This is a genomic window from Marinomonas sp. MED121 (assembly GCF_000153025.1).
Classification (GTDB): Bacteria; Pseudomonadota; Gammaproteobacteria; order Pseudomonadales; family Marinomonadaceae; genus Marinomonas.
In genome coordinates this window covers 611,562-633,843 of the sequence record NZ_CH672429.1, presented here as the reverse complement: position 1 = coordinate 633,843, position 22,282 = coordinate 611,562, and the positions used below count along the sequence as shown (strand labels likewise).

Sequence of the window (22,282 nt, the reverse complement as noted above, 5' to 3'; positions counted from 1 at the left end):
CTCGATCCTTTTGATAATAAAGGTTGCACTCTAAATGAGAATGATTGCTAAATAAAGCATTTTACATAAAGCGCTGTAAATTAGGCTTAACAGCAAGGTAAGATGCTAACTATTATTTTGATGGCAGTCAGCTCGTGAATAACTACAAACTACTTCCTGCACTTGTATCTATTTTACAAACTCGCAATTTAACCGCCTCAGCAGCAGAGCTTAATGTGACTCAATCGGCCATGAGTAAAACCTTGTCACAAATACGCGAAGCCTTTCATGACAAGATACTCATACGTGAAGGTAATCAATTTGTTTTAACCCAAAAGGGTGAGCAGCTTAAGACTCAATTGCCTGATTTGATGCAAACCCTTGATGGGCTGTATGCACCAAATACCATGGAATTAGAGCTTTGTCAGCGTCGTTTTTCTATTGCTTCCAGTGATTATGTGGCACAAGCTGTCGTCCCTATGATTACCCGTGTAATGCATGATGAAGCCCCTAACGTTAGCCTTGAATTTCAAGCTTGGCAGCCCTCAAAGCTCACTGAATTGGCGGAGACTTCAATAGATCTAGTCACAACGATTGCAGAAGAAGTACCAGAAAACTTACAAGGTAGATGGTGTGCAGAAGATGAGTTAGTCGTCATGTTAAGACAAGGCCATCCCATCCTTAATAAAGCGCAGGCTTTTAGTCTTGATGATTATTGTCAGAGTAAGCACATTTTGATTAGCGGTGGCGGTGATAAAAATAGCCCATTAGATCAGGCGCTGTTAGCAGAGGGGCGACAAAGGCAGGTGCTGATTCAAGTGCCTTTTTATCAGGCTGCGATTGAGTTGGTGCTAAACACAGATGCGTTATTAACCTTACCCATGCATATCGCGGGAGATTTTGCCCAAAGGCATGATGTGACATTAAGGCGTTTACCTATCTCGCTTGTCCCCAATCAATACTATTTACTTTGGCATACTAAGCATCACCATGACCCCGAGCATAAATGGTTTAGGGAGTTATGTACTGGCTTGTTGCAAAAGCATCTTATTCAAACCATAAAAGATGGTGTGAAATTTATTCATGCTGATTAGTCATAAATGTGATTTTAACTCATGATCAGAATATCATAGGATAGGGCATTGATTGATTTAAGCTGTTTTAGGGAGAGTGTGAGATGAGTTTTAGTACCTGGTTAGGGCTACTTGCGATTTGTTGTTTAGGTGCCATGTCACCTGGGCCCAGTTTAGCCATGGTTGTGCGTCATACCTTAGGTGGCGGTCGAGCAAAAGGGATTGTTTGTGCCTGGGCACATTCTTTGGGAATCGGATTTTATGCCTTATTAACCTTGCTTGGCTTAGCGGCAATTTTAAAACACTCACCTTTAATTTTTAACGGTATCGCGATATTGGGTGCTATGTATTTGGCTTGGATTGGTGTGCAGGCATTAAGATCAAAAGGCGGTATGTCAGAGAAACTAGCGGCGGGCGAAAGTACAAGCTATTTAAAAGCAGCACAAGATGGCATCGCTATCTCTATTTTTAACCCTAAGATTATCTTGTTTTTCTTGGCCTTGTTTAGCCAGTTTGTCAAAGTGGCAGATGATATGTGGGGCAATACCTTAGTGGTGATGACGCCGCTTGTGATTGATGGGCTTTGGTACACCCTTATTGCACTGATTCTTTCTCATAAAGCGGTATTACCTAAGCTGAGAGAAAAGGCATCCCTTATTGATAAGCTATCTGGACTGGTGTTAATTGGTTTGGCTAGTCGTGTTATTTTTACCTTATAGTTTAAAGAACGAGTGTTCTAATTAAGCCAGTCAGCCGATGGAAGACTGGCTTTTATTGATTAGCTATTGGCGTTTGCTTCTTGTTTTTTCTCTTGCTCCTGTTCGAATAATTCGATGGCAAGTTTTACCCTCTCAGATAAGGCTTCATTACTGTCTTGATCTGACGTTGAAACGGGCAAGACCATGTATTCAATTCCACCATTTTCAAGCTTGATGCTGGTGGCTATCGTCATAGATGATTCCGAGCCTGTGCCATAATAATCTGCTACCACGTCACCACTGGTCTTATTAAACTCCAGAAGATTCTCTTTCGCTTGAGTATTATCAAATAACAGCATTTTCCCGCTATTGGCATAACGCCTTAAAATGGCTTCCGTTTGGGCATCAAAAGGATAAAAAGAAGAATCTAGGTACCCAACATCATGCTCTTCTAAAAAGTTATCTAGCTCTGCACCTGCTTGGGTATAGCTGCTTAAAAGTCGAGGTAAGGGATCATCTATTTCTAAGTCAGGGCTAATAGTATCGAGGTCTAAGTCTAGATTAAGCTCATTGGCTATTTCAGCTTCAAGGTGTGAGGTAGATTCGTGCTGGTCATGGCTTTCTATTAAGGTCTTTTTGCTGACAGGGGGTGAAGATTGACCTTCTATGTTTTGATAGGGTGACACCTGTTCTGGCTCAAAAGGCAGAACAAGATAAACACAGGTAAGAATGACTGCAAAAGCAACTGTCATCCAATAGAATTTTGCATAGGGTTTGATAGACATAAGGACTCCATTTTGTCTATTAGCAGTGTGTTAGCACACCTTTCATTTGCGAGAAATAACCCAGCAGCTGCTGAGTTATTTCATTAAATCGCGTGTTATAAAAACTCAGTGGCTCGTTTTAATGATAAAGGCTATCACTCCAGCCAATACTGACGACCCTTTCTGCCGCTGTAGTTTGGCTATAGTCTGAATAGTTTTTCCAGCTAAAGTTTGTATAGAAAGTGCACCAATCACGGGCGAAGTGATAGTGGGTTTTTGTCCAAGCTGCTCTTAGGCCTAAGCGAGTATTGTTTTGTCCGTCTGTCACTGAGTCCTTACGGTACAATATAGAGGCTTCTGGTCTAAAATCAGAGCGCATCACAACAGGTAATTCATTAATGCTTACAAGATTATTAAAACCACAGCGATTTCCCAAGCCGGTCCAAGCGTAAATTAAGTTATCTTTCGGAGGGGTGTTGTGGCGAATGCTATTGTTGTTGATATTCCAAGTAACGGAATTATTACTCTGATTATAGTCAGCCACAGTGTTAAATTCCGCTTGTGCATACCTCACATTGGTGCTCCAAGAGGCACCGCCCGAAATAACGGGTATTTGTCCAGACGTAATACCAAGGCTGAAGTCAGAGGTTTCGGTAACATGGTCTGTACTTATGGTATTTGATGGCTTGTGGTCCCAATGCCTTACATTGGCTCCGTCATGGTAGTTTACCTTCATTTGAAACGAAGTAGGCACTGTGTAGCGATAATCCGCTGCGAAAGTGGAGTGATAAAGAGTCGTTTTATTAGGCACATTGGTCATATCAAAACCAGATCCACCGGATAAAATTAATTTCACTTCTTTAATTGATTCTGGAACATGATCTAAATTCCAGGCATTTTGAACGGCATAGAGTAATCTAATACGTTTATTATTCGCATTAGTATCATCTAAATCATATAAGGTTGAGGTGTAAGATTTAATCGTATCTGCAGCAAGCGTTAAACTACTTACTGATGCTAATGAAAGAGTTAAAACACTTAACATAAAACCAGGCTTAATATTTTGCATTTTTATTCCTTGTGTTCCAAACATTGAAAAAATTGACCCTCTTATGGAGCCAATGATTTATTAAGAGCCAGAGGTTCTTAAACTGAGAAAAAATAAATTGTTCAATGCTTGCTTATATGTTTTTGCTGTTACTTTGCATGAATTGGCTTTTTATTGACCTGTTTTTGTTTTTTTGTTGGTTTTTTAGCATTGATCTTGTAAGGATTGTGTAAGCAATAAAAGAATATGTCTAGAGGGGAGAAACCATAAATAATAATATATTGTCATTTTCACATGATGAAAAATGATAAGTTACTGATTTGAAATGTATAAAAAATAAACAAAAAAAATAATTATTTTTTTATTAATTAATAATATTTTACTTCTCGAATAGATTTTCTTAAGGAGCGTTTAGTTTTACTTAACTGATGATAAGTATTACTTTTTACATGATAAGTTTTATTATGGTATTTATTACTATTTTATTGTTTTTTTATTTTTTTATTGAGAGCCCTGTTGTGGTTTTAAAGGTTTTATTAAAGATATTTAATTAAACTCGATAGGAAAGATATAAAACCTGCATTCAAGAACTTGCATTCAAAAGTAAGACGTTATTCAAGAGTAAGCGTGATTTTAAAGGCAAATTAAAAAACAATTAAATAAAGATGTTTGAATAATAGAGCGGGGAAAAGCAAAGCTTAGGGAGCCTGCGATTAAGTTACCTCTTTTGAAATGCCGAATAGGTATTATTGAAATGCGAATAGGTATTATTAAAATGCCGTTTAGGCGTCCTTCAAAGACCCGAAGGGCGTGGTCTAAGAGTTCTGCCTTTACCTTGAGGCCCTATCAATAGAGTCACTATAAAGTTGCCTTTCTCGCCATAAATCTAGCAGCTTTTATCCACACGTTGAGGCGGGAGGACTTAATCGCAGCTTTCCTAGGCCTTTATTTCGATAAGAGAGAGGAAGATTATCTGAGTATGTGCTGTTAAAAGCATTCAGGCCAAATCAAATTGACCCAATGGGCATTATCAATAAAAGGGTTTCGGTTACCTTGTAGTTCTTGCACTCTATCATTTCGTCTTTTCTCAAAGGATGTAACTGGAAAATCATTATTCCATGTTGCTAAAGTACAAAGGTCGCCAATCCAAGGCTGACCGGTTTGCTTTAAGTTAGTGTCTTTTATGTAGAGATCTGGCATTTTCTCCCGTTTGCCATTGTCCCCAAGTTCATATCGGGTTGCCATGTAAAACACCATGCGTGCAACTTGACCCTTCGCTCTGTCACTGGGCTCAAAGGATTGATTTTTCTTGTCGACAAAAGTACCACTGGCCTGTTGAGTGCCATCTGCTCTCTTATCCATATAAGGCTTACCGCCTTCATCAAAACCATAATTACTGTGAGCACCATTAATATTACGATCAGCAGGCCTTAGATGATGTAAATCCGTATAACCATCTTGGCTTTGTTTTTTAAAGCCGCGAGACTTTGGCCATACATGCTCTCTATCCCAACTATCGGCCGTGCCTTTTCCGCGATTTGCTTGATCGATATGACGAGTCTCATCTAGGTATAAAAGCTGTATTAGGCCACATTTAGGTTGGTGTCTTGGGCAAGCTGAGTCTGTATAAGTGAGGGCTTCCCAAACATCTAGGTGTTTGCCATCGTACCAGTCAGTGTTCTTACTACGGGTATATTTAAGCGGTTTCTGACCATCAATAATGTCATGCAATTTTGCTTTCAACGCACTAGAGGTGAGACCTTCCGTCCCGGACCAATACTGCTTGAGTGATTCCCCTTTAGAGGCTGAGAAAGGGGTTTCAAATAAAGTTGCGCTAATAGCAGGAGAGGCTTGAGAAAAAATGAATAAGATAATTAAGCCGCTAAATAGCGCCAAACTTGGAGAGAGGTGTTGCTTCATTTGAAAACCTTTTAATCATGAATAAATGAAAGCAATCAAGTGCGTTTAACGCTGTCATTGATTGACTTATAACTATCCATGTAAAAAGTTCACGCACGTAAAAAGCCCCATCCAAGACTTTTCTCGACTCTATACTCCCCTTAAAGAGGCGTTAGTCGCTGGCGCAATATAACCATAAAAAAGCCGATTGAAAAGGCTAAAGATAAAGCTTTTGTATAGGTGTTCATTTTCAAATTTGATCTAGCTGCCTGGACTGGTTTGATGCAGGGCAATAGTAAAATGATACTTTATATAAAAAACCATATAAGACATGAAATTAGCGATAAAAGTTGAGAATTTGGACTTTTGTAGACAGTGGGATGAAAAGCTATTTCTATTAGGTATTTTTTGTTTAATTTTTGCCCAGCACTTTCTCTTAAAGAGGGAGGCTATTTACCTATTTTGAATAGCAAGGACAATAAAATGACAAGAAATCTGCTTAAGAAATACCTGATACCTGCTTCTATCATCGGTTTTACCTGCTTTTATCAAAGCTCGGCTTATGCTTTGTGTGGTTTAACTGAATATGAATTTACCCCAACGGGCACTAAGAGCTCTAAAGGGTATGATTATCAAGAAAATGGCGCCCCCAGTTATGAAAGTGCAGATTCAGGCAGTTTTGATTTGCTTGTTTACAATATTGATGGCTTTCCAGAATGTATCGGCGGGAATTCAAAGTCAGATTTAAAAGAGCTTCTTAAGAGGCTTGAAAGTGAAAACTATAATCTAGTTCTGATGCAAGAAATGTTCAGTGAGTCTAAGCATGATCTGGTAAAGGACGAAGATAGGCTCAGTCAGCAAGCTTATCCTTATCGTTCAAAACATTGGCGTGGCGGCATGACGTCTTATGGTGATGGTTTAATGCGCCTCTCTGATTTCCCTTTCCAGATGAATAGCCGTGATAATGATGATTACTCATTGACCAGTAATGAATTTGAAGAATATAGCGCCTGTCATGGTAACTTATTTGATAACAGCCCAGACTGTTGGACCGAGAAGGGCTTTAGTGTGGCGGTACATGAAATCACCGAAGATTTTTCCGTACACGTCTATAACACCCATATGAATGCCGGTCGTGATGAGGATGATTATAATGCGCGCCGTAAACAGTTTTTACAGCTTGCTGATTTTATTAATAGTTACTCGTCCAATGCAACTGTCATCATAGGAGGTGATTTTAATAATAAGTGGTCCGATTATCCTCATGCTGTCGAACAACAGGCTGTGTGGGAGATGTTTCTTGCAACCACAGGGATGAGGTTAGCTTGTCAGGATTTCATCGAAGGTACGGACGACAGCATAGCTAACTGTGCCGCTAGCTCGAGTGAAAGTACAGATCAGGTGGCCTATGTTAACCGAGCTAGCGCACCTTATCAGTTAGTACTAGAAGAATATGGTGAGTTAGATAACTTCACTGAATTAAGTGACCATGAGCCTATTCGCGCTAAGTTTAGCTGGTCTAAGAGCCAATAAATTAAAAGTAAAAGATGGGTATTAGTGCCATTGTCATACAAGGGGCATAGATAGATTTGCCTCTTGTATGAAGCAAGTATTGAGTTTGTTCGTACTTATCATGATTTATTTTGCTTTAAATGTTTAAGAATTTGCCTTGAAAGTGGTTCGCCATGCATGACTTCTTCAGCCCCTTCTAAAGAGGGCCAAAACCCTTTTGTTTGGTTGGGTAAACATTGATTAGTGACGATTTTTATCGCCTGCCAAACCGGTTTTAACTCTTGCTCAACAAAGGTCAAAGCCTGCTCGGTCGGGCGTACAATAATGGCTCTTTCATCTCTTGGGTCTGTTTCTCTTATACAAAGACCAAGGCTTTCTAATTTACTCACAGTTTGACTGATAGAGGAGTGAGTTAGCCCAGTTTCTTCGGCTAATTCACGGATGGATAATAAATTTGCGGAATGGGCGCAAATCAGAGAAACCACAGGGAAATGACGAGGATTGAAATCTATGCCCTGAGCTTTATAGACAGCTTTGATTTCAGCTGAGAGATAATCACTGAAGCGTCTCATACGAGAGCCGAGTGCAAGTCCTTCCATTTCAGAAATCCAATCTGACATATTTAGTCTCTCTTTTATAGCTGAATCTTAGGATGCGTTTGGCCTAAGGAAATTGATGTAATTTAGAGGTTAAACTTTAAAGGGTTTGACACAGTTTCTCAACATCATTTATATTACTTGTAATATAAATTGTTATATTTATATAAACGAATAGACCACTTTCCAATGATTTCTAACGGATAAGACTTTATTTAATCTCAATACTCAAATGGCATTCGCAGTGAGGCGCCTCTTATGGATTTTAATACTTGGGTAATTTTTACCATTACCATTGCATTGGTCATCGGCATTCCAGGACCATTAACCCTATTAATGGTAAATAGCTCAATTAACCTTGGTATGAAACGCTCTATGCCGATTATCCTTGGTGGTAGCACCGCGTCTTCTATATTGATTACCATCTCTGCATTAGGTTTAGGTGCCATCATAGCGGCTTCTGAAACCGCATTTTATGTGATTAAATATATCGGGGCTGCATACCTTATTTATTTAGGCATTTCGCTTTGGTTAACATCAAAAGCGAATAATCAAGAGGGGGCAGAAGGCGCAGACGAGTCAAAAAAACACCAAAACCTTTTGCTTAAGAGTTTTACGTTAGGCATTACCAACCCGAAGGATATTGTCTTTTTTATTGCCTTTTTACCTCAGTTTATTTCGCCGCAAGAAAGTTACTTGACCCAGCTAATTTTGATTGTGGCGACTTGGTTTGCCGTGGATTTTCTGTGTAAGGTGCTCTACGGCGTTTTGGCAAGAGCCATTGTAGGCAGAATTAACAATGCCCGTAAAACCAATATTCTTGACCGTGTATCGGCGCTGGTATTTGTCGCCGCGGGTGTTGCAGCAACGATTTAATCTTCATATATAAAGGGGCTTTAGGCCCCTTTATAGCAGCATGATAGCAGCATGAATTTTAGGGGCTATTTATAAAAGGTTTGATGGTTAGCAATCAAGCCTTGTAATTGAAGTGTGTCATTGATGGCGTCAAACAAACCAATATCTTCAGCCGTTGCTTTCTTGGCTTTAATGCGGGCTAGGGCTAAATAAAACCCAATTTCACCTAAAGCATGTTCTTGTTTTTTCGTATGACCACTTGCCAGAGCCTGGGCATACTGACTTATTTTATCTTCAATCAATTCATTTAATGGCATAACCTACATCCTCGATTTATGTGTCTCTTTGAACGAGTGAATGCTCGCTCAACCTGTTTTGATAGGAAGATCCTATGTTGATAAGAAGATAATAGGGTTAAGCAAGTCTTCATACTTGGTTTTATCTGTGATAAAAATCAACCTAAAATGTGCCAAGGTTAGGTGCTTCTTTTTCATTGAAGAGCAAAGTAAATAGTCCTCTATAGGCATTGTTTCCAGCTTCTTTATCACCCCGACCACGGTTTAATATAATGGCGCCACGATTAACCGCAATAATCATGGCTGCCAACTCGCTTGCTTGCCATTGATTGCTGAGTTGGCCTTGATCAATGGCGAGCTGACACCTATTTTCTAGGCATGAGAGCATATCGTCTAAGCCCATTTTAATTGACTCTTTGGCATTCGATTCTTGGCCACCCATTTCTAACGCTGCCAAACTCGCCAAACAGCCTTGATCCAGATTCTCGTCATTAAATCCACCCACTAGGAAATCACAATACTGATGAATCGCAGTTTTAAAATCAGCATGCGCCAGTTTAGCTAAGGCTTGACTTGTGTAATGAATACGGAACCTTTCAAGGCAAGCTGTGTATAGACCTTCTTTATTGCCAAAAGTATTGTAAATGCTTGATTTATTAAGCTTTGTGGATTTCTCTAAATCAGAAAGTGAGGTGCCAGAAAAGCCTTTATCCTTGAAGAGTGGCATGGCTGAATCTATTGCTGCGTCGGTATCGAATTGTTTATTTCCACTCATAGCCTATTTTTCCATTCAAAAAATAACATTGACATCTTGAACTGATCGTTCCAGAATAATCTTGAACTGATTGGTTCAAGGCTTGGTTAGTGTAATTTATTCCATCAGCTTTGTCTTTAGAGCGAGTCGGTAATTTTTAATTTAAGTAAATATGGTAATCCTATGACTAGCCCAAATTTAGCCCAAGACCTCCCCAAAAAACCTATCCCACTAAGAGTTACTTTCATTTTGAATGCCCTGATGATGGTTCTGCCTTTTGTATTTTATGGTGTTTTTACTAGCCAGAATATTCAAGTCGGTACGCTAGACCCTCAATGGTTCTTGTATACAGGTGCCGCTTATATTGCGAGTTTCGCTTTTTTAGTGAGCTTTATTTTAAAGCGTAACTTTGTGGGGTTTAGAGCCATGTTCTTTGTTAATTTTGTGATCGCTATTCCTGCTGGCGCTTACATTGGCATGGTGATCGCTCTGGTGTCTTTTGGGTTAAGTTTTAATCAAAAAATCAAAGCGTACTTTTTAGTAGATTAAACTTGATAACAGATGACTATCACCTAAATGAAGAGGCAAGCAAAATGGCATCCTACTTACTTGGGTCATGTATTTGTGAAAAGGTAAAATATGAAGTCAAAGATGATTTTATGAGCTTTAAACTTTGCCATTGTCGCTTATGCCAAAAAGCGTCGGGCTCTTCAAATGTAGCCAATGCATTTACCTTTGTAGAGAATATAAGTTGGTTGCAAGGAAAGAATCATTTGAAAAGTTTTGATGTGCCCAATAGTCAGGTAAGACGGGTGTTTTGTAAAACCTGTGGGACTTCCATGCCATTTGTAACACAAAATGAAAGGCTGCTGGTTGTGCCCGTTGGCACGCTTTCAAGCCAGCCTAAACTTCCTCCTCAGGAAGTTAGGGTCTGGCATGAAAGAATGCCTTGGTATGATGAAAGTAAAAGTCTAGAGCCACAATTATCAAGTTAAAAACGAGGGAAGGGCTTAGCGACAGGATTAGTTTGTACTGAACTATATTGGTAACGTAACCACGCCTCTTGATTAGAATAGACGGGGGCTCCGGTTGCATCATTAATACGCCAATCCGCTTCCCATGGGGCGTGCACTCTATTCCCATTGACGTAAAACTTAACCACATTACGTAGAGGGAAGTTGGCATCATTCCAATAGCGACAACAAAAAGCGAGCTCTGATGAGGTGATAGCAACATAGTCATCTTTATTAGCCAGAGTGTCCTTTCTTGCCATTGTGCCTAAATCACCCAAACCATCTAGAACGAAATGAACCTTTGCCTCAACATTTTGATAAAGAGGTGAGGACGCAACCATGGCAATACCACCTTTGCAAGCACGTCTAATGCCTTTTAACATTCTTGCATGGGCCCAATAATTTTGATCTGCTGTTCTTCGGCCTCGCATGGTATCTGGATGCTGTGATCGGATTGTTGCTTTATTGTGCTGAGTATCTTTTAAGACTCTTCTGTTTTCCATATTGAAAACATCTGCAGGGTTATAACGGCTAGCAAGTAAGCCGTTAGAAAATACTTGGCGAGTTGCTTCGTTACGAATTTCACCAAGATTGAGAGGCCCTGCGCCACGTTGAATGCTGTTTATCGCATCTTGACGCGTAGTATTAAGTAACCCGGCGCCATTCCAAAGCCGTTGAAAAGCAGCCCCTGTTCCTATATTGGACGCGTTATTAAAGTCGTCACACTGTAAAGGGCGCCCAGTTGTCAATCGATAAGGAGGGAAGCCCCTTGCGGCGGCAATACCATACATAAGGTCAACATAATCTGTAGTGGGATCCATGGTTGCATAATAAGCTTGAAAATCTAGTCTGTTTGTTAGGCGGCCATTAGCGACAACATTAAGTACTAGGTTTTGCGAGATTGCAGGGTAATGGAATGAAACATATTTAATGACTTTCTTATACTTGTTTCTTTTCGCATGGGAAATTCTTGAGATTCTTAAACTTATGTCTTGTTTTTGAACCGGTGGGGTTGTGCGAGTTAGTAGCGCACGTAAGTTATCTAAACTGGAATTACCAAACCTGACAGCGGGATTGCATTGTTGAGCAATACGGTCAAATTCTGCGATCGAAAAAGTAACGAGTACATTGTTGATGGTAAAAGGCATAACGAATCCTTGTCTGACTGAGTTTCATTCGAAAATCGATCTGATTTTCGTTGTTAGAATCAATAATAGGCTCTGATTCTTAACTCAACCTTAAGCTTGATAACGTCGTTTTAATGGTAGTTTTTTAAGAAAATGGATCAAATAATTGGTTTTTTGTAATATGAAACCAATACTCGTTATTGTTATATGATAAATAGTTACAGGGTATATGAAGGCTATTGCGACTTGGTTGTTTTTCAGTCAAATTGTCTATACACAAATCAGGTGCTCGCTTTAAAGGATGTTGAAAAGCAGTAATGTAATGGTTTTTATACTCTTATTTTACCTATTCTTGGCCTCTTTTTATTTTGTCATGAATAGTTTGGGTTGAATTTTATTCCATTTAAAAACATATGCTTAGAATCTAATTTTTTCTAAGTGTTAGTTTTTTATTGTGATTTCAATTAGGGTTTTCGTTAACAATTTTTTGGGTCTTGCATAAGTCTCAAGCTTAATTTAATCGACTGCTTGAGAAAATTAATCGGCCTAGATTTGAAACAATTGTTTTATATCTATAAATTATAAAAATAATTAAGCGAAGACAAAATTGATCTAATTCAAGGGTTTCGAACACATGACTTAGTTAATTTGTTTTGTTAATGTTTTTATCTCGATTTGGTAGATCAACACGAAAGTCACTGCCATGTACCTAGAACTGTGGGTGCATGGCCAGATTTATGGCATGCATCCTTTAACAAGAGTGCGTGTTATGACAAAGCAATCTGTTTTATGGATAAAATCACCTCTTTCGACCTTTACGGCCAATAATGGAGATGCCAGCAATGGTATCTTGATACAGGGTCAAACCATACTTGAGTTGGTGCCAAAAGGTCAAAGCCCCAAGCGTCAGTATGATCAAATTTTTGATGCCAGTGCCCATGTGCTTATGCCAGGGACGGTGAATACTCATCATCATTTTTATCAAACCCTGACTCGGGCTTGTCCACCTGCTTTAAATAAAAAACTCTTCCCTTGGTTGCAAACCCTTTATCCGATTTGGGCCAAGCTCACACCAGAGCAGCATGCGTTAGCCACCGAGCTTGCCATGGTAGAGCTATTGCTTAGTGGTTGTACCACAGTGAGTGACCATCATTATTTATTCCCAGAAACCTTAGTTAATGGCATAGACCAGCAGGTAGAGGTTGCTAAGCGCTTAGGTATGCGCGCGACTTTTACCCGAGGTTCCATGAGTTTAGGTCAAGATCAAGGTGGCTTGCCGCCTCAGTCTGTTGTGCAAAGTGAAGAGACCATCATGGATGACAGTGCTCGTTTGATTCTGGCTTATCATCAAAAAGATGATCTTATCGAAATAGCGCTCGCCCCTTGTTCACCTTTTTCTGTTACCCAAGATTTGATGAAGAGCACAGCCGCATTAGCAAAAGAATTTGATGTGAATATTCATACCCACCTTGCGGAAACAGAGGATGAAAATAACTTCTGTTTAGAAATGTTTGGGCAAAGGCCATTGGACTATTTAGAGACAGTGGGTTGGCTACATAACAAAACTTGGCTAGCACACGGTATTCACTTTAATGACGAAGAAGTGAAGCGCCTTGGGGCAGCCAAAGTAGGGATATGTCATTGCCCTTCATCCAACATGGTATTGGCCTCTGGTATTGCCAGAGTGAAAGAGCTTGAAGCGGCTGGTGTTCGTGTTGGGTTGGGGGTTGATGGCTCAGCATCAAATGATCATAGCAACTTGATGCAAGAAATTAGGCAAGCCCTTTGCATACAGAGGTTGAGATACCAAGCGGATGAGTTTACTCACCTAGATGCCCTTAACCTTGCTACTAGAGGTTCTGCCGAGGTATTAAACCGTGCTGATATTGGCCAGTTAGCGATAGGAATGAAGGCCGATCTTGCCCTTTACAAACTAGATGAACCTAGATTTAGCGGTAGTCATGACCCTTTGGCAGCCATGGTGTTATGTGGTGCTCATAAGGCCGATGCCGTCATGATCAATGGTAATTGGAAAGTCAAACAAGGGCTCTGGTTAGAAGGGGATATAAACGACTTGATGCGAAAACATACGGCAGCAGCAAAAGCTTTATTTCAATCGGCTGGCTATTAATAAGTCGCCGTTAGTTTGTTGTTGAAAGAGACGTTTTAATGGTTTTCAAAAATAGGGGGAGAAGATGAAGGAGAAGAAGCGAAATAAAAAGGAATAAACAGAATTAGCTGGCTGAATGAATAAATGATTGGGCCAGCTATTTAAATCGTTAACTTAAAAAACTAAGAACTCAAACTTGTCAGTATCTCGTAAAAAAATAATAAGCGGAGCAACAGCATGAGTAATAACAATCAGCAAGAAAAGCAATCTAACAATGATAAAAATGAATTAATCTATGGTCTTAATGACAGGCCAGAACCCCTTAAGGCCTTATTTGCTGCGTTTCAGCATATCTTGGCCAGTTTTGTCGGCATTACCACACCAGCCTTGATCATAGGGGGAGTGTTAGGGCTCGGTGAACATCTTCCCTATTTAATCAGTATGGCCCTAATCGTTTCTGGGGTTGGTACCTTTATTCAAGCGAAACGTGTCGGCCCTATTGGTTCTGGATTGTTATGTGTACAAGGCACCAGTTTTGCCTTTTTAAGCGCCGTATTGGCTGCTGGTTTTTTAGTGAAAAACCGCGGCGGTAGTTCCGAAGATATTCTCGCCATGATCTTTGGTGTGTGTCTGTGTTCTGCTTTCATCGAAATTGTATTAAGTCGTTTCATGCATAAGCTTGGCCGTATCATTACACCAGTGGTGACAGGTATCGTGATTACCACTATTGGGCTGTCCTTAATCAAAGTGGGTATGACAGATTTAGCGGGTGGCTTTAATGCGCAAGATAAGGGCGCGCTGCATTATCTTGCGATTGGCGGCATCACATTAAGTACCATTATTCTGTTAAACCGTTTTAGTAATCAAACACTGCGTCTTTCAGCCATCATGATAGGTATGCTTGTTGGCTATATTAGTGCGGCTTTCATGGGGATGGTTAATTATGATATTGCCGAAGTGGCGCTTATTACTATCCCAACGCCATTTAAATACGGTTTAGATTTTGATATTGCCGCTTTCATTCCTGTTGCCATTATTTCAGTCGTGACTGCAATAGAAACGACTGGTGACTTAACTGCTAACTCCATGGTCTCTAATGAGCCAGTAAAAGGCCCTGTTTACATGCGCCGTATTAAAGCCGGTGTACTGGGTGATGGTACTAACTCGACTATAGCGGCGATTATGGGGAGTTTTCCTATGTCGACCTTTAGTCAGAATAACGGTGTGATTCAGCTTACCGGTGTCGCCAGTCGTTATGTAGCTTTCTATATAGCAGGCTTATTTGTGCTGTTAGGTATGTTCCCCATTATCGGTGCTTTCTTACAAACTATGCCTAAGCCAGTACTCGGTGGTGCAACACTTGTGATGTTTGGAACCGTTGCCGCGGCAGGGATTCGAATTCTTGCTACTGCTGAACTTGGCCGTCGTGACCTTTTAATTATGGCTGTCTCTTTTGGCTTAGGTTTAGGTGTGACAGCGGTACCTGAAGTGAATAGTGCAATGCCACCGTTGCTTAAAAGCTTAATGGGCTCATCTGTAACTGTTGCGGGTTTATCTGCTATCTTCATGAGTTTGTTATTGCCTATGAGTAAGCGTGAACTTAAAAAGATTGACGCGGCTGAGAAACAGGCAGAAAAAGAAGCGGAAGCATTAGCGAAAACAGATAAAGGTTTAGATGCGGTTTAACCTTGTTGTTTGATTGGCATGTGTTTTAGCCAAGATGCATGCCAAAGATTTTCCTCTAATAAAGTTAAAATCTGTTATTCGGTTTAGGTTGCCTTTTACCTGAGGGTGGCCTTTTTTACCCAGAAGCGCTAACTGATTGATTCGTTAAGATGAAAATATCAAGAGTCAGTAAACGACACATTATCATGAAATCAGACCTTCAATTAATCTTCAAAAAAGTAAATGAATAGGATGATAACAGGGGGCTTTAGCGTATCATGCCTGACTAATATAAAAATGATGCTAGCCTTAGTGGTGCCGTTGAGATTGTGATTGAGAGAGTAATGAAGATAGATATAATAGACATCAGCCATACGGTCAATACTCCCCAGAATAGCCCCTCAACTAGCCCTTCAAGTGAGGTAAATTGCTCGAATTGTCATGCCTCATGCTGTCATTACGAAGTGATGCTTATTTCAGATACGGGTGTACCTGAAAGACACATTACTGAAAATGAATATGGAGTCGAGGTGATGTTACGCTTAGAAGATGGTTGGTGCTCTGCGATGGATAGAAATACTCATATGTGCACTATTTACGAGAAGCGCCCTTGGGTATGTCGTGAATTTGAAATGGCCTCTCAAGATTGCGAAACAGCCCGTCAGCAATATATGCGCCTTAAGCCTTAAAAGCGTTTTAAGCACTTTGTCTTTAGCCCTTAGCTCTTAGCTCTTAGTCCTTAGTCCTTAGTCATAAATGAAATTTCCATTCCTATTCTCAGTTAAGGAAACTGCGATTAAGTCTCCTATTCTCAGTCTGCTCTTTTAAGGTATATGGGGAAAAAGTAACAAGCAAGTCGTCGCTTTGCGCTTGATTAATAGAAAGTCAGTGTAGGTACCTTTCGAGAAGTGACAACGCAGGGTGTTATTTTTTCTGAAAGGCCCGAAGGGCGTGGTTTAAAAGCCCTATCTTTACGTTAAGGTCCTTATCAATAGAATAACTATTAAGTTGCGCCCCTTGCCATAAATCTAGGCACTTTTATCCACACGCTGAGGCGGGAGGACTTATTCGCAGCTTCCTTAAATAAATCTCTAGCAACAGGGCTACAAAAAGCCACAAGTTATTGGCTTTAATAGTATATTTCTGCCAATACTCTCCTATCCTTAGTACTTAATCTAACTATTTAGATGGCCTTGCTGTCTAGCTCATCGCGCGAAACCTGCTTAAGTCATATGTTAAGAGTAAAGTGAAAGTGTGCCGCAGCAAGGAGACGTTTCAAATATAATGAAAGACTTTGATTTTGAATTTAAAGATATCGTTGAAGCTGCGAAAGATGTAGTCATAGTGACAAAAGCAGATCTCATTGATGAACCAGGGCCTGAAATAATTTATGTGAATCAGGCTTTTACCGAACTCACTGGGTATTCTAAAGAAGAGGTGATAGGGAAAACACCGAGAATTTTACAATCTAAAGGCACAAGCGAAGAGACTAAAAAACTGATTCGTAAAGGTCTAGAAGACAAGGTGCCTGTGAGGGTGACCATCAAAAACTATTCTAAAACAGGGAAAGAGTATTGGCTCGATTTAAGTATTACGCCGCTTTTTAATGATCAGGGTGAAGTGACGCATATCGTCTCAATCCAACGTGATGTCACCGAATACATTTATACTCAGAATAAATTAGAAGAGCTTTCAAGAACTGACCCATTGACGGGTTTAATTAACCGACGTGTCTTCGATGAAATGGCCGAAAAAGAGTTTTATCGCTATCAAAATCAAAACATTCATTACTCTTTGTTGGCGCTAGATATAGATTATTTTAAACGCATTAATGACAAATATGGTCACTTAACGGGTGACTATGTTTTAGCTTCTTTCTCTACTTTGTGTGAAAAAAATATTCGCTCTCAGGATAAAATAGCCAGAATAGGGGGAGAGGAGTTCTGTATTATTTTACCAGCGACGGATAAAGTTGGCGCAATTGAAGTGGCGGAAAAGCTAAGAAGGGCAATCTCAAACGCCCGCTTTAAGCAAGATGAGCATGAAATAGCGGTTACTGTCAGCATTGGCGTTTCACAAGTGAAAATGTCAGATTATGACTATGTGGCCATGCTCAAACGTGCTGATGAAAACCTATATCGAGCAAAACATCAAGGTCGTAATCAGGTCTATAGTCAAGATTGATCATCTTTAATAGGCCAGACGCTTTACTATGTTTTTTTGTTCATTCTTTTATGTTTTATTGTTCATCCTTTCTAGTTATATCGCTCCTTGCCAGATTTTTATCTGATTTTTCCCCCGACTTTTTGCCTGATACATGGCTTCATCAGCATGTCTAATCAGCTGTATCGGTGTTCGAGTATGATCTGGAAAATAGCTAATGCCGATACTTAATGTAATATCACAAATGATGTTATCTAGCTTGTAAGGCTTACTGCATTTGATCAGCATTTCTTTGGCAATTGCCTCGGCGATATCGAGGTTTTCAAGCTCCTTAACTAAGATAACAAACTCATCACCACCAATACGATAGATACAATCTTGTTTTCTGATATGTTGATTAAAACGAGCTGAAATCCGCTGCAATAATTTATCGCCAATATCATGGCCATGGGTATCATTTACGTTTTTAAATCCATCGAGATCAATAAAAAGTAAAGCAAGACTTTTGCCTGACTTTTCATGAGAGTCCATTAACACCTGTAAGTTATCAAATAGTTTCTTGCGATTGAAAAGGCCTGTAAGAGGATCTGTGATACCGGCACGTCTATGACCTTCTATGGTGCGATAAACCAAATATAAGAAGCTTAATAAAGCGATGACAGTGATGACTAAAACCAATGTAATGGTAATTATTTGAGATTGAATGGTTTGATGCATTGAATCTGCTTGGGTATAAGCTTGAGACAAATCATCAAAGAGATGAGCAATAAGCTGAGAATGCTCAGGGTTGTAAAAGGCATTTTTAGCATCATTTGATAATGCAATTTTGCTTCTTAGAATCTCTAAGTGCAGGTTCACCGTCTCAAAAATCTCGCTTTGACGTGAAGAGCATTGGCTACAGTCAAAATTAGTAAAATGCTGTTTAAGGACAATATTTTGATTTAGCGCGATGAACATAGATAACTGGTATTGTGCTTGTGTCAAAAATGCTATGAATTTAGGGTCGTTTTTGTATTGAATATGCAATGTAAACAATAGGGTATCTAAGTATTTAAGTGAGTTGCGAGTCACGGCAATCTCAGATAAATACGCTTTCATTTTTTCTTTTTTATCTAAAGACAGAGCTAATAATGTTTGGGCTCTTGTTTGCAAAGGGCCTTGAATACTGGCTGATAAGCGTAAAAACTTTGCCATTTCATGTTCGTACTTTCGTGCCGCATGATTCACTTCATCAAAATGAGGGAAGTTATTGGTGTGAATACGATTTAATTCAAATTCCCACTCTGTATTCGCTGACTTGAGCTCGACTAATTGAAAAATACTGTTTTGAATCTCCATGGTATCGCGTAAATCATTATATCTGTGATAAGTCCCATAGATTGCTAATGAAATTCCTAGACTGAGGGTGAGGAAAATAATGGGGAGTCTAAACTTTTTCATCACTTAGGTTCTCGATTGCTATTAAGTGATTCTAAAAAGGCAATGATTTGGCTAACCTCAATATTTGTTAAAGTCAGGCCAAGTTGAAACTCAGCCATAATGTGAATAGTGTCGTTTAACGATGCAATTGAACCATCATTAAGATAAGGCGCAGTTTGAGCAACATTACGCAAAGAGGGCACGCGAAGCTTCTCGGTTTTATAATCCCCATTAACCCCTTTATAAGGTAAAAATACACCTAGTTCTTGAAATAAATTACCGCCAATGTTGGCACCTTGGTGACAGGAGATGCAGCCGTAATCTTTAAATGCGTCATAGCCTATTTGCGCGGCGGGGCTGATTGCCTCACGGTCTCCCAAAAGGTATTGATCAAAATCAGAAGGCAGAATGAGGTTCTCTTCATAATAAAGGATGGCATCAATAATGGTGTCTTTGCTAATAGGAGCTTTATAAATTTGGTTAAAACGCTTTTGGTAATCAGTATCCGTGTTAAATGCATTAATTGTGTTATTCCAATGTGTTCCCATGACATTCGGGTTTGCCAGAATAAATTCTAAATGGGCCTTTAAATTGTTAAAATTACCACGCCAACCTATGTAGTAATTTTTACTTGCATTAAACACAGTTGGCGTATTAAACCCTAATTTAGCCGGCTTGATTAAGCCGTCATCACCGCCACTGGTTAAATTATGGCAAGAATGGCAGGACGTGACTTTATCTTTAGATAAACGCGTGTCATGAAAAAGTAATTCACCTAAGGCAAACTTCTCTTTATTTAAGTCGGCAGGCTTAATTAAAGGTGTGATAGGCTCGCTAGCAAAACTATTAAGCATGCCAAAACTCATTAGAGCACAGACCAAGGTAAAGGACTTTAAATAGGTTTTGGCAAAAAAGATCAATATTTATTTCCTTGCAAACATATTTCAAAAAATGGATAAAATGGCTCACTCACTTTAAGATTAGCTGGCAGTATGAGACTAGACCAGATGCTAGGGAACCTGCGAATAAGTCCTTCCGCCTCAGCGTGTGACCAACAACCTTAATTATCAGTTGTGAGTTTTATCTATTAGTTATGAGCGCTGTTAATAGTGCAAGTAATGGAGTAAGCAATACAGCAAGCTTATCATCAAGGAAGTAAGCCATGATTCACACTTAAGTCTCTGGCGTTTTAACCAGACGCCCAGATGAAAAAACTTATTTAAAGGCATTCTAGTGAAGTAATCATTTTTACTCAGTTTATATGCTCATTTACTATTTCATCCAATAAGACGTTGAGCATTATATCACCAAAACTGAGTTCCATTTTTGCAGTATTGTTGTTCAAATGTAGCCCTAATTTCAGTAGGGTTAATAACAAATATCATTAATTTACTGGATCAGGTTAGAGGAGATAATATGAAATTTCTGCTTTTTTTAGGCACCTCAAGAGACAGCTCTCCGCCCAGACCAAAACGCCTCGGTCAAAGGGTTGCAAAAGCCTGTCTCCAACATTTTGAAAGTCAGTACTTTGAAAACCAAGCTAATGATGTGGAAATAGAGTTGATAGATGTTTTAGATTATCCGTTAGAGTCAATTTTTAAACCTCACTTTGCCTATGCCAAGGGTCGAGCCCCAAGTGCACTAGATGAGCTGGCAGAGAAAATACAAGCCGCCGATGGCTATATCATGGTGAGCCCAGAATATAATCACTCAATGAGCCCTGCTTTAGCTAACTTGCTTAATCACTTTGGCAGCTCACTCTTTTCTTATAAACCTAGTATTATCTTGACCTATTCCGCCGGCCAATGGGGTGGCGCAAGAGCAGCTGTTAATATGCGTACTTATTTAGCCGAACTAGGCTGCTTGCCAGTCTCTGCCATGATACATATTCCAAAAGCACAAGAGGTTTTCACTGAAGAAGGTACTTATGAAACCAACCAAAATGACGCTGAGTGGGCAAGCTATTTTGAAAGAGGTTTCTCCCAATTAATCTGGTGGGCAGAGGCCTGTAAAGCGCAAAGGGGAAGGCAGAACCCTAATGATGCGTTGGTGAGAAATCCTGCTCAGAGGAATGCTCCTTCTGATTAATTAAATCTGTTGCTTAGTAACGGTTTAGGAGATTGATTTAGTTTAAATCGATAAAACAGTCTTGATAGTGCTTTTCTTTATAAGCTCTTTATTTGTTGGCTAATCGCACTGGGTGTCAGGTGTAGTTTTAAGGTATTGAATGGGCGGTGCTTTTTGCATATCCATTGAGCGAACTTCCTGTTGAGTTAGATATTCTAATCTCATCATAAAATAAGATCGTTTGTGTCTAAAGCCTGAAGGCTTTTATTATCTTCATACCTTGTTAAATCTAAATTCAGATAATAAAAGTGCAAAGGAGTTTATATGCCAGTTAACTACGTGACATTCGAGCAAGCTAAATCCCTTCCAGGTATCAAGCTGCAAGTGATAAAAGGTATTCCTAGTCCTTGGAGTGAAGCCGCTAAAGCCATTTTAAATTTGAAAGCAATTCCTTATACTCTAGTTGTCTTCGATGCCTTTAATCCAGAGCAGCAAGCTTGGTTTGAGGCTAATAATGCACCTTCTTTAAAGCCTGAAAATGGCCCTGCTTTGAGCGATTGGCTAGACATACTGAATTTTGCAGAAGCCTATTATAAAAACAGCTCTCAAGAAGAAAGCAGCTTATTACCAGGAGATAATGCAGAGAAGGAAGAACACCTTGCTTTATGCCATTCACTTTGTAGCAAGCATGGTTTAGGTTGGCAGCGTCGGTTGCAAAGTGTCCACTTAGGTTTAAATGAAGCGGGTGGTTTTCCTATCAAGATAGCTCAATATTTAGCTAGTAAATATGGTTATCAAGCTAAAGATGCTGCCTTGTATGAGTCTGAAACAGTCCGTATCTTAGGTCTACTAACGGCACGTCTTAAGAAGCAACAGTCTCATCAAAAACACCAATCTCATCAAAAACAAAAGCCTTTTCAAAAACTCGCTTCAGGCAATCAAGAAGCTAGAGAGTCCCTTTATTACTATGGTGAAAGCCTCACTGCGCTGGACATCTATAGCGCCATGTTTATGGCCTACTTTAAGCCCTTGAGTGAAGCGATTTGTCCTATGTACCCGAGTATTCGAACTGCGTTTGAGACTTACCCTGAAACGGTGGCAGAGGCGCTGGATCCCATCCTTTTCATGCATAGGGATTATGTTTTTGACGCTTATTTGTTATCAAGTTAAATTTTTTGAGCTTAGGAATATTTCGTTATAGAGCGAGCAATACGTATTTTTCTCGATGAGGCAAAATCCTTTAT

Annotated in this window: 21 protein-coding genes; 12 read left to right on the top strand and 9 right to left on the bottom strand. The window is 39.7% G+C overall.

Features of this window, described 5'->3' with window-relative positions; genetic code table 11:
* The first annotated feature begins 134 nt into the window (after positions 1-134).
* Both MED121_RS02890 and MED121_RS02885 read left to right on the top strand, forming a co-directional pair.
* Positions 135-1,073 carry a LysR family transcriptional regulator gene (locus MED121_RS02890; protein ID WP_009832098.1) on the top strand — a complete coding sequence of 313 codons (939 nt, stop codon included), beginning with the start codon at positions 135-137 and terminating at the stop codon, positions 1,071-1,073.
* 83 nt (positions 1,074-1,156) lie between these two features.
* Positions 1,157-1,771 carry a LysE family translocator gene (locus MED121_RS02885; protein WP_009832097.1) on the top strand — a complete coding sequence of 205 codons (615 nt, stop codon included), beginning with the start codon at positions 1,157-1,159 and terminating at the stop codon, positions 1,769-1,771.
* A 59-nt stretch (positions 1,772-1,830) separates the two neighbouring features.
* On the opposite strand, the gene MED121_RS23555 is transcribed toward MED121_RS02885, so the two are convergent.
* The 3 genes from MED121_RS23555 to MED121_RS02870 all read right to left on the bottom strand — a co-directional run bounded on the left by MED121_RS23555 (position 1,831) and on the right by MED121_RS02870 (position 5,482).
* Positions 1,831-2,535 (bottom strand): hypothetical protein, encoded by a 705-nt coding sequence (locus MED121_RS23555; protein ID WP_050764515.1) that lies wholly within the window; start codon positions 2,533-2,535, stop codon positions 1,831-1,833.
* 118 nt (positions 2,536-2,653) lie between these two features.
* Positions 2,654-3,583, bottom strand: a complete 930-nt coding sequence (locus MED121_RS02875; RefSeq protein ID WP_036178587.1) for a leukocidin family pore-forming toxin — start codon at positions 3,581-3,583, stop codon at positions 2,654-2,656.
* 966 nt (positions 3,584-4,549) lie between these two features.
* Positions 4,550-5,482 carry an endonuclease gene (locus MED121_RS02870; RefSeq protein ID WP_009832094.1) on the bottom strand — a complete coding sequence of 311 codons (933 nt, stop codon included), beginning with the start codon at positions 5,480-5,482 and terminating at the stop codon, positions 4,550-4,552.
* Positions 5,483-5,944: 462 nt separating this feature from the next.
* Between MED121_RS02870 and MED121_RS02865 the strand changes: the two genes are divergently transcribed.
* The gene (locus tag MED121_RS02865) at positions 5,945-6,994 is read left to right on the top strand and encodes an endonuclease/exonuclease/phosphatase family protein (RefSeq protein WP_009832093.1); all 1,050 of its coding nucleotides are present in this window, start codon (positions 5,945-5,947) and stop codon (positions 6,992-6,994) included.
* A 98-nt stretch (positions 6,995-7,092) separates the two neighbouring features.
* Here MED121_RS02865 and MED121_RS02860 read toward each other — a convergent pair whose 3' ends face one another.
* Complete coding sequence (locus MED121_RS02860; protein ID WP_009832092.1) at positions 7,093-7,593, bottom strand: helix-turn-helix domain-containing protein; 501 nt, start codon at positions 7,591-7,593, stop codon at positions 7,093-7,095.
* 234 nt (positions 7,594-7,827) lie between these two features.
* Between MED121_RS02860 and MED121_RS02855 the strand changes: the two genes are divergently transcribed.
* Entirely contained in the window at positions 7,828-8,445 is a 618-nt protein-coding gene (locus MED121_RS02855; protein ID WP_009832091.1) for a LysE family translocator, read from the top strand.
* Between the two features lie 65 nt (positions 8,446-8,510).
* Here the strand turns inward: MED121_RS02855 and MED121_RS02850 are convergent, their stop codons facing one another.
* Together MED121_RS02850 and MED121_RS02845 are read right to left on the bottom strand one after the other, a co-directional pair.
* Positions 8,511-8,741, bottom strand: a complete 231-nt coding sequence (locus MED121_RS02850) for a hypothetical protein (protein WP_009832090.1) — start codon at positions 8,739-8,741, stop codon at positions 8,511-8,513.
* A 142-nt stretch (positions 8,742-8,883) separates the two neighbouring features.
* A complete protein-coding gene (locus MED121_RS02845) occupies positions 8,884-9,495 on the bottom strand; it encodes a TetR/AcrR family transcriptional regulator (protein ID WP_009832089.1) in 612 nt (203 codons plus the stop codon).
* Between the two features lie 162 nt (positions 9,496-9,657).
* On the opposite strand from MED121_RS02845, the gene MED121_RS02840 reads away from it, so the two are divergent.
* A complete protein-coding gene (locus tag MED121_RS02840; RefSeq protein WP_009832088.1) occupies positions 9,658-10,023 on the top strand; it encodes a hypothetical protein in 366 nt (121 codons plus the stop codon).
* 110 nt (positions 10,024-10,133) lie between these two features.
* Complete coding sequence (locus tag MED121_RS02835) at positions 10,134-10,469, top strand: GFA family protein (RefSeq protein WP_165474604.1); 336 nt, start codon at positions 10,134-10,136, stop codon at positions 10,467-10,469.
* Here the strand turns inward: MED121_RS02835 and MED121_RS02830 are convergent.
* Positions 10,466-11,635 carry a hypothetical protein gene (locus tag MED121_RS02830; protein ID WP_009832086.1) on the bottom strand — a complete coding sequence of 390 codons (1,170 nt, stop codon included), beginning with the start codon at positions 11,633-11,635 and terminating at the stop codon, positions 10,466-10,468. The two genes, MED121_RS02835 and MED121_RS02830, sit on opposite strands and share 4 nt — an antisense overlap.
* Positions 11,636-12,383: 748 nt before the next feature.
* On the opposite strand from MED121_RS02830, the gene MED121_RS02825 reads away from it, so the two are divergent.
* From MED121_RS02825 to MED121_RS02810, 4 genes are all read left to right on the top strand, one after another.
* On the top strand, positions 12,384-13,745 hold the full coding sequence (locus MED121_RS02825; protein ID WP_036179208.1) for an 8-oxoguanine deaminase: 1,362 nt from the start codon (positions 12,384-12,386) through the stop codon (positions 13,743-13,745).
* A 216-nt stretch (positions 13,746-13,961) separates the two neighbouring features.
* On the top strand, positions 13,962-15,410 hold the full coding sequence (locus MED121_RS02820; protein WP_009832084.1) for a nucleobase:cation symporter-2 family protein: 1,449 nt from the start codon (positions 13,962-13,964) through the stop codon (positions 15,408-15,410).
* A gap of 323 nt (positions 15,411-15,733) precedes the next feature.
* A complete protein-coding gene (locus tag MED121_RS24010; RefSeq protein WP_083789351.1) occupies positions 15,734-16,078 on the top strand; it encodes a YkgJ family cysteine cluster protein in 345 nt (114 codons plus the stop codon).
* A gap of 595 nt (positions 16,079-16,673) precedes the next feature.
* Positions 16,674-17,573 (top strand): GGDEF domain-containing protein, encoded by a 900-nt coding sequence (locus MED121_RS02810; RefSeq protein ID WP_009832082.1) that lies wholly within the window; start codon positions 16,674-16,676, stop codon positions 17,571-17,573.
* 75 nt (positions 17,574-17,648) lie between these two features.
* Here MED121_RS02810 and MED121_RS23550 read toward each other — a convergent pair whose 3' ends face one another.
* Both MED121_RS23550 and MED121_RS02800 read right to left on the bottom strand, forming a co-directional pair.
* Positions 17,649-18,992: a diguanylate cyclase gene (locus MED121_RS23550; RefSeq protein WP_083789350.1), complete on the bottom strand. Its 1,344-nt coding sequence runs from the start codon at positions 18,990-18,992 to the stop codon at positions 17,649-17,651.
* Positions 18,992-19,891, bottom strand: coding sequence for a cytochrome c peroxidase (locus MED121_RS02800; protein WP_009832080.1), 900 nt, complete (start codon positions 19,889-19,891; stop codon positions 18,992-18,994). The genes MED121_RS23550 and MED121_RS02800 overlap by 1 nt, the downstream gene beginning before the upstream one ends.
* Positions 19,892-20,387: 496 nt before the next feature.
* Between MED121_RS02800 and MED121_RS02795 the strand changes: the two genes are divergently transcribed.
* Both MED121_RS02795 and MED121_RS02790 read left to right on the top strand, forming a co-directional pair.
* The gene (locus MED121_RS02795) at positions 20,388-21,059 is read left to right on the top strand and encodes an NAD(P)H-dependent oxidoreductase (protein ID WP_009832079.1); all 672 of its coding nucleotides are present in this window, start codon (positions 20,388-20,390) and stop codon (positions 21,057-21,059) included.
* 303 nt (positions 21,060-21,362) lie between these two features.
* Complete coding sequence (locus MED121_RS02790) at positions 21,363-22,208, top strand: glutathione S-transferase N-terminal domain-containing protein (RefSeq protein WP_009832078.1); 846 nt, start codon at positions 21,363-21,365, stop codon at positions 22,206-22,208.
* The last annotated feature ends 74 nt before the right edge of the window (positions 22,209-22,282 follow it).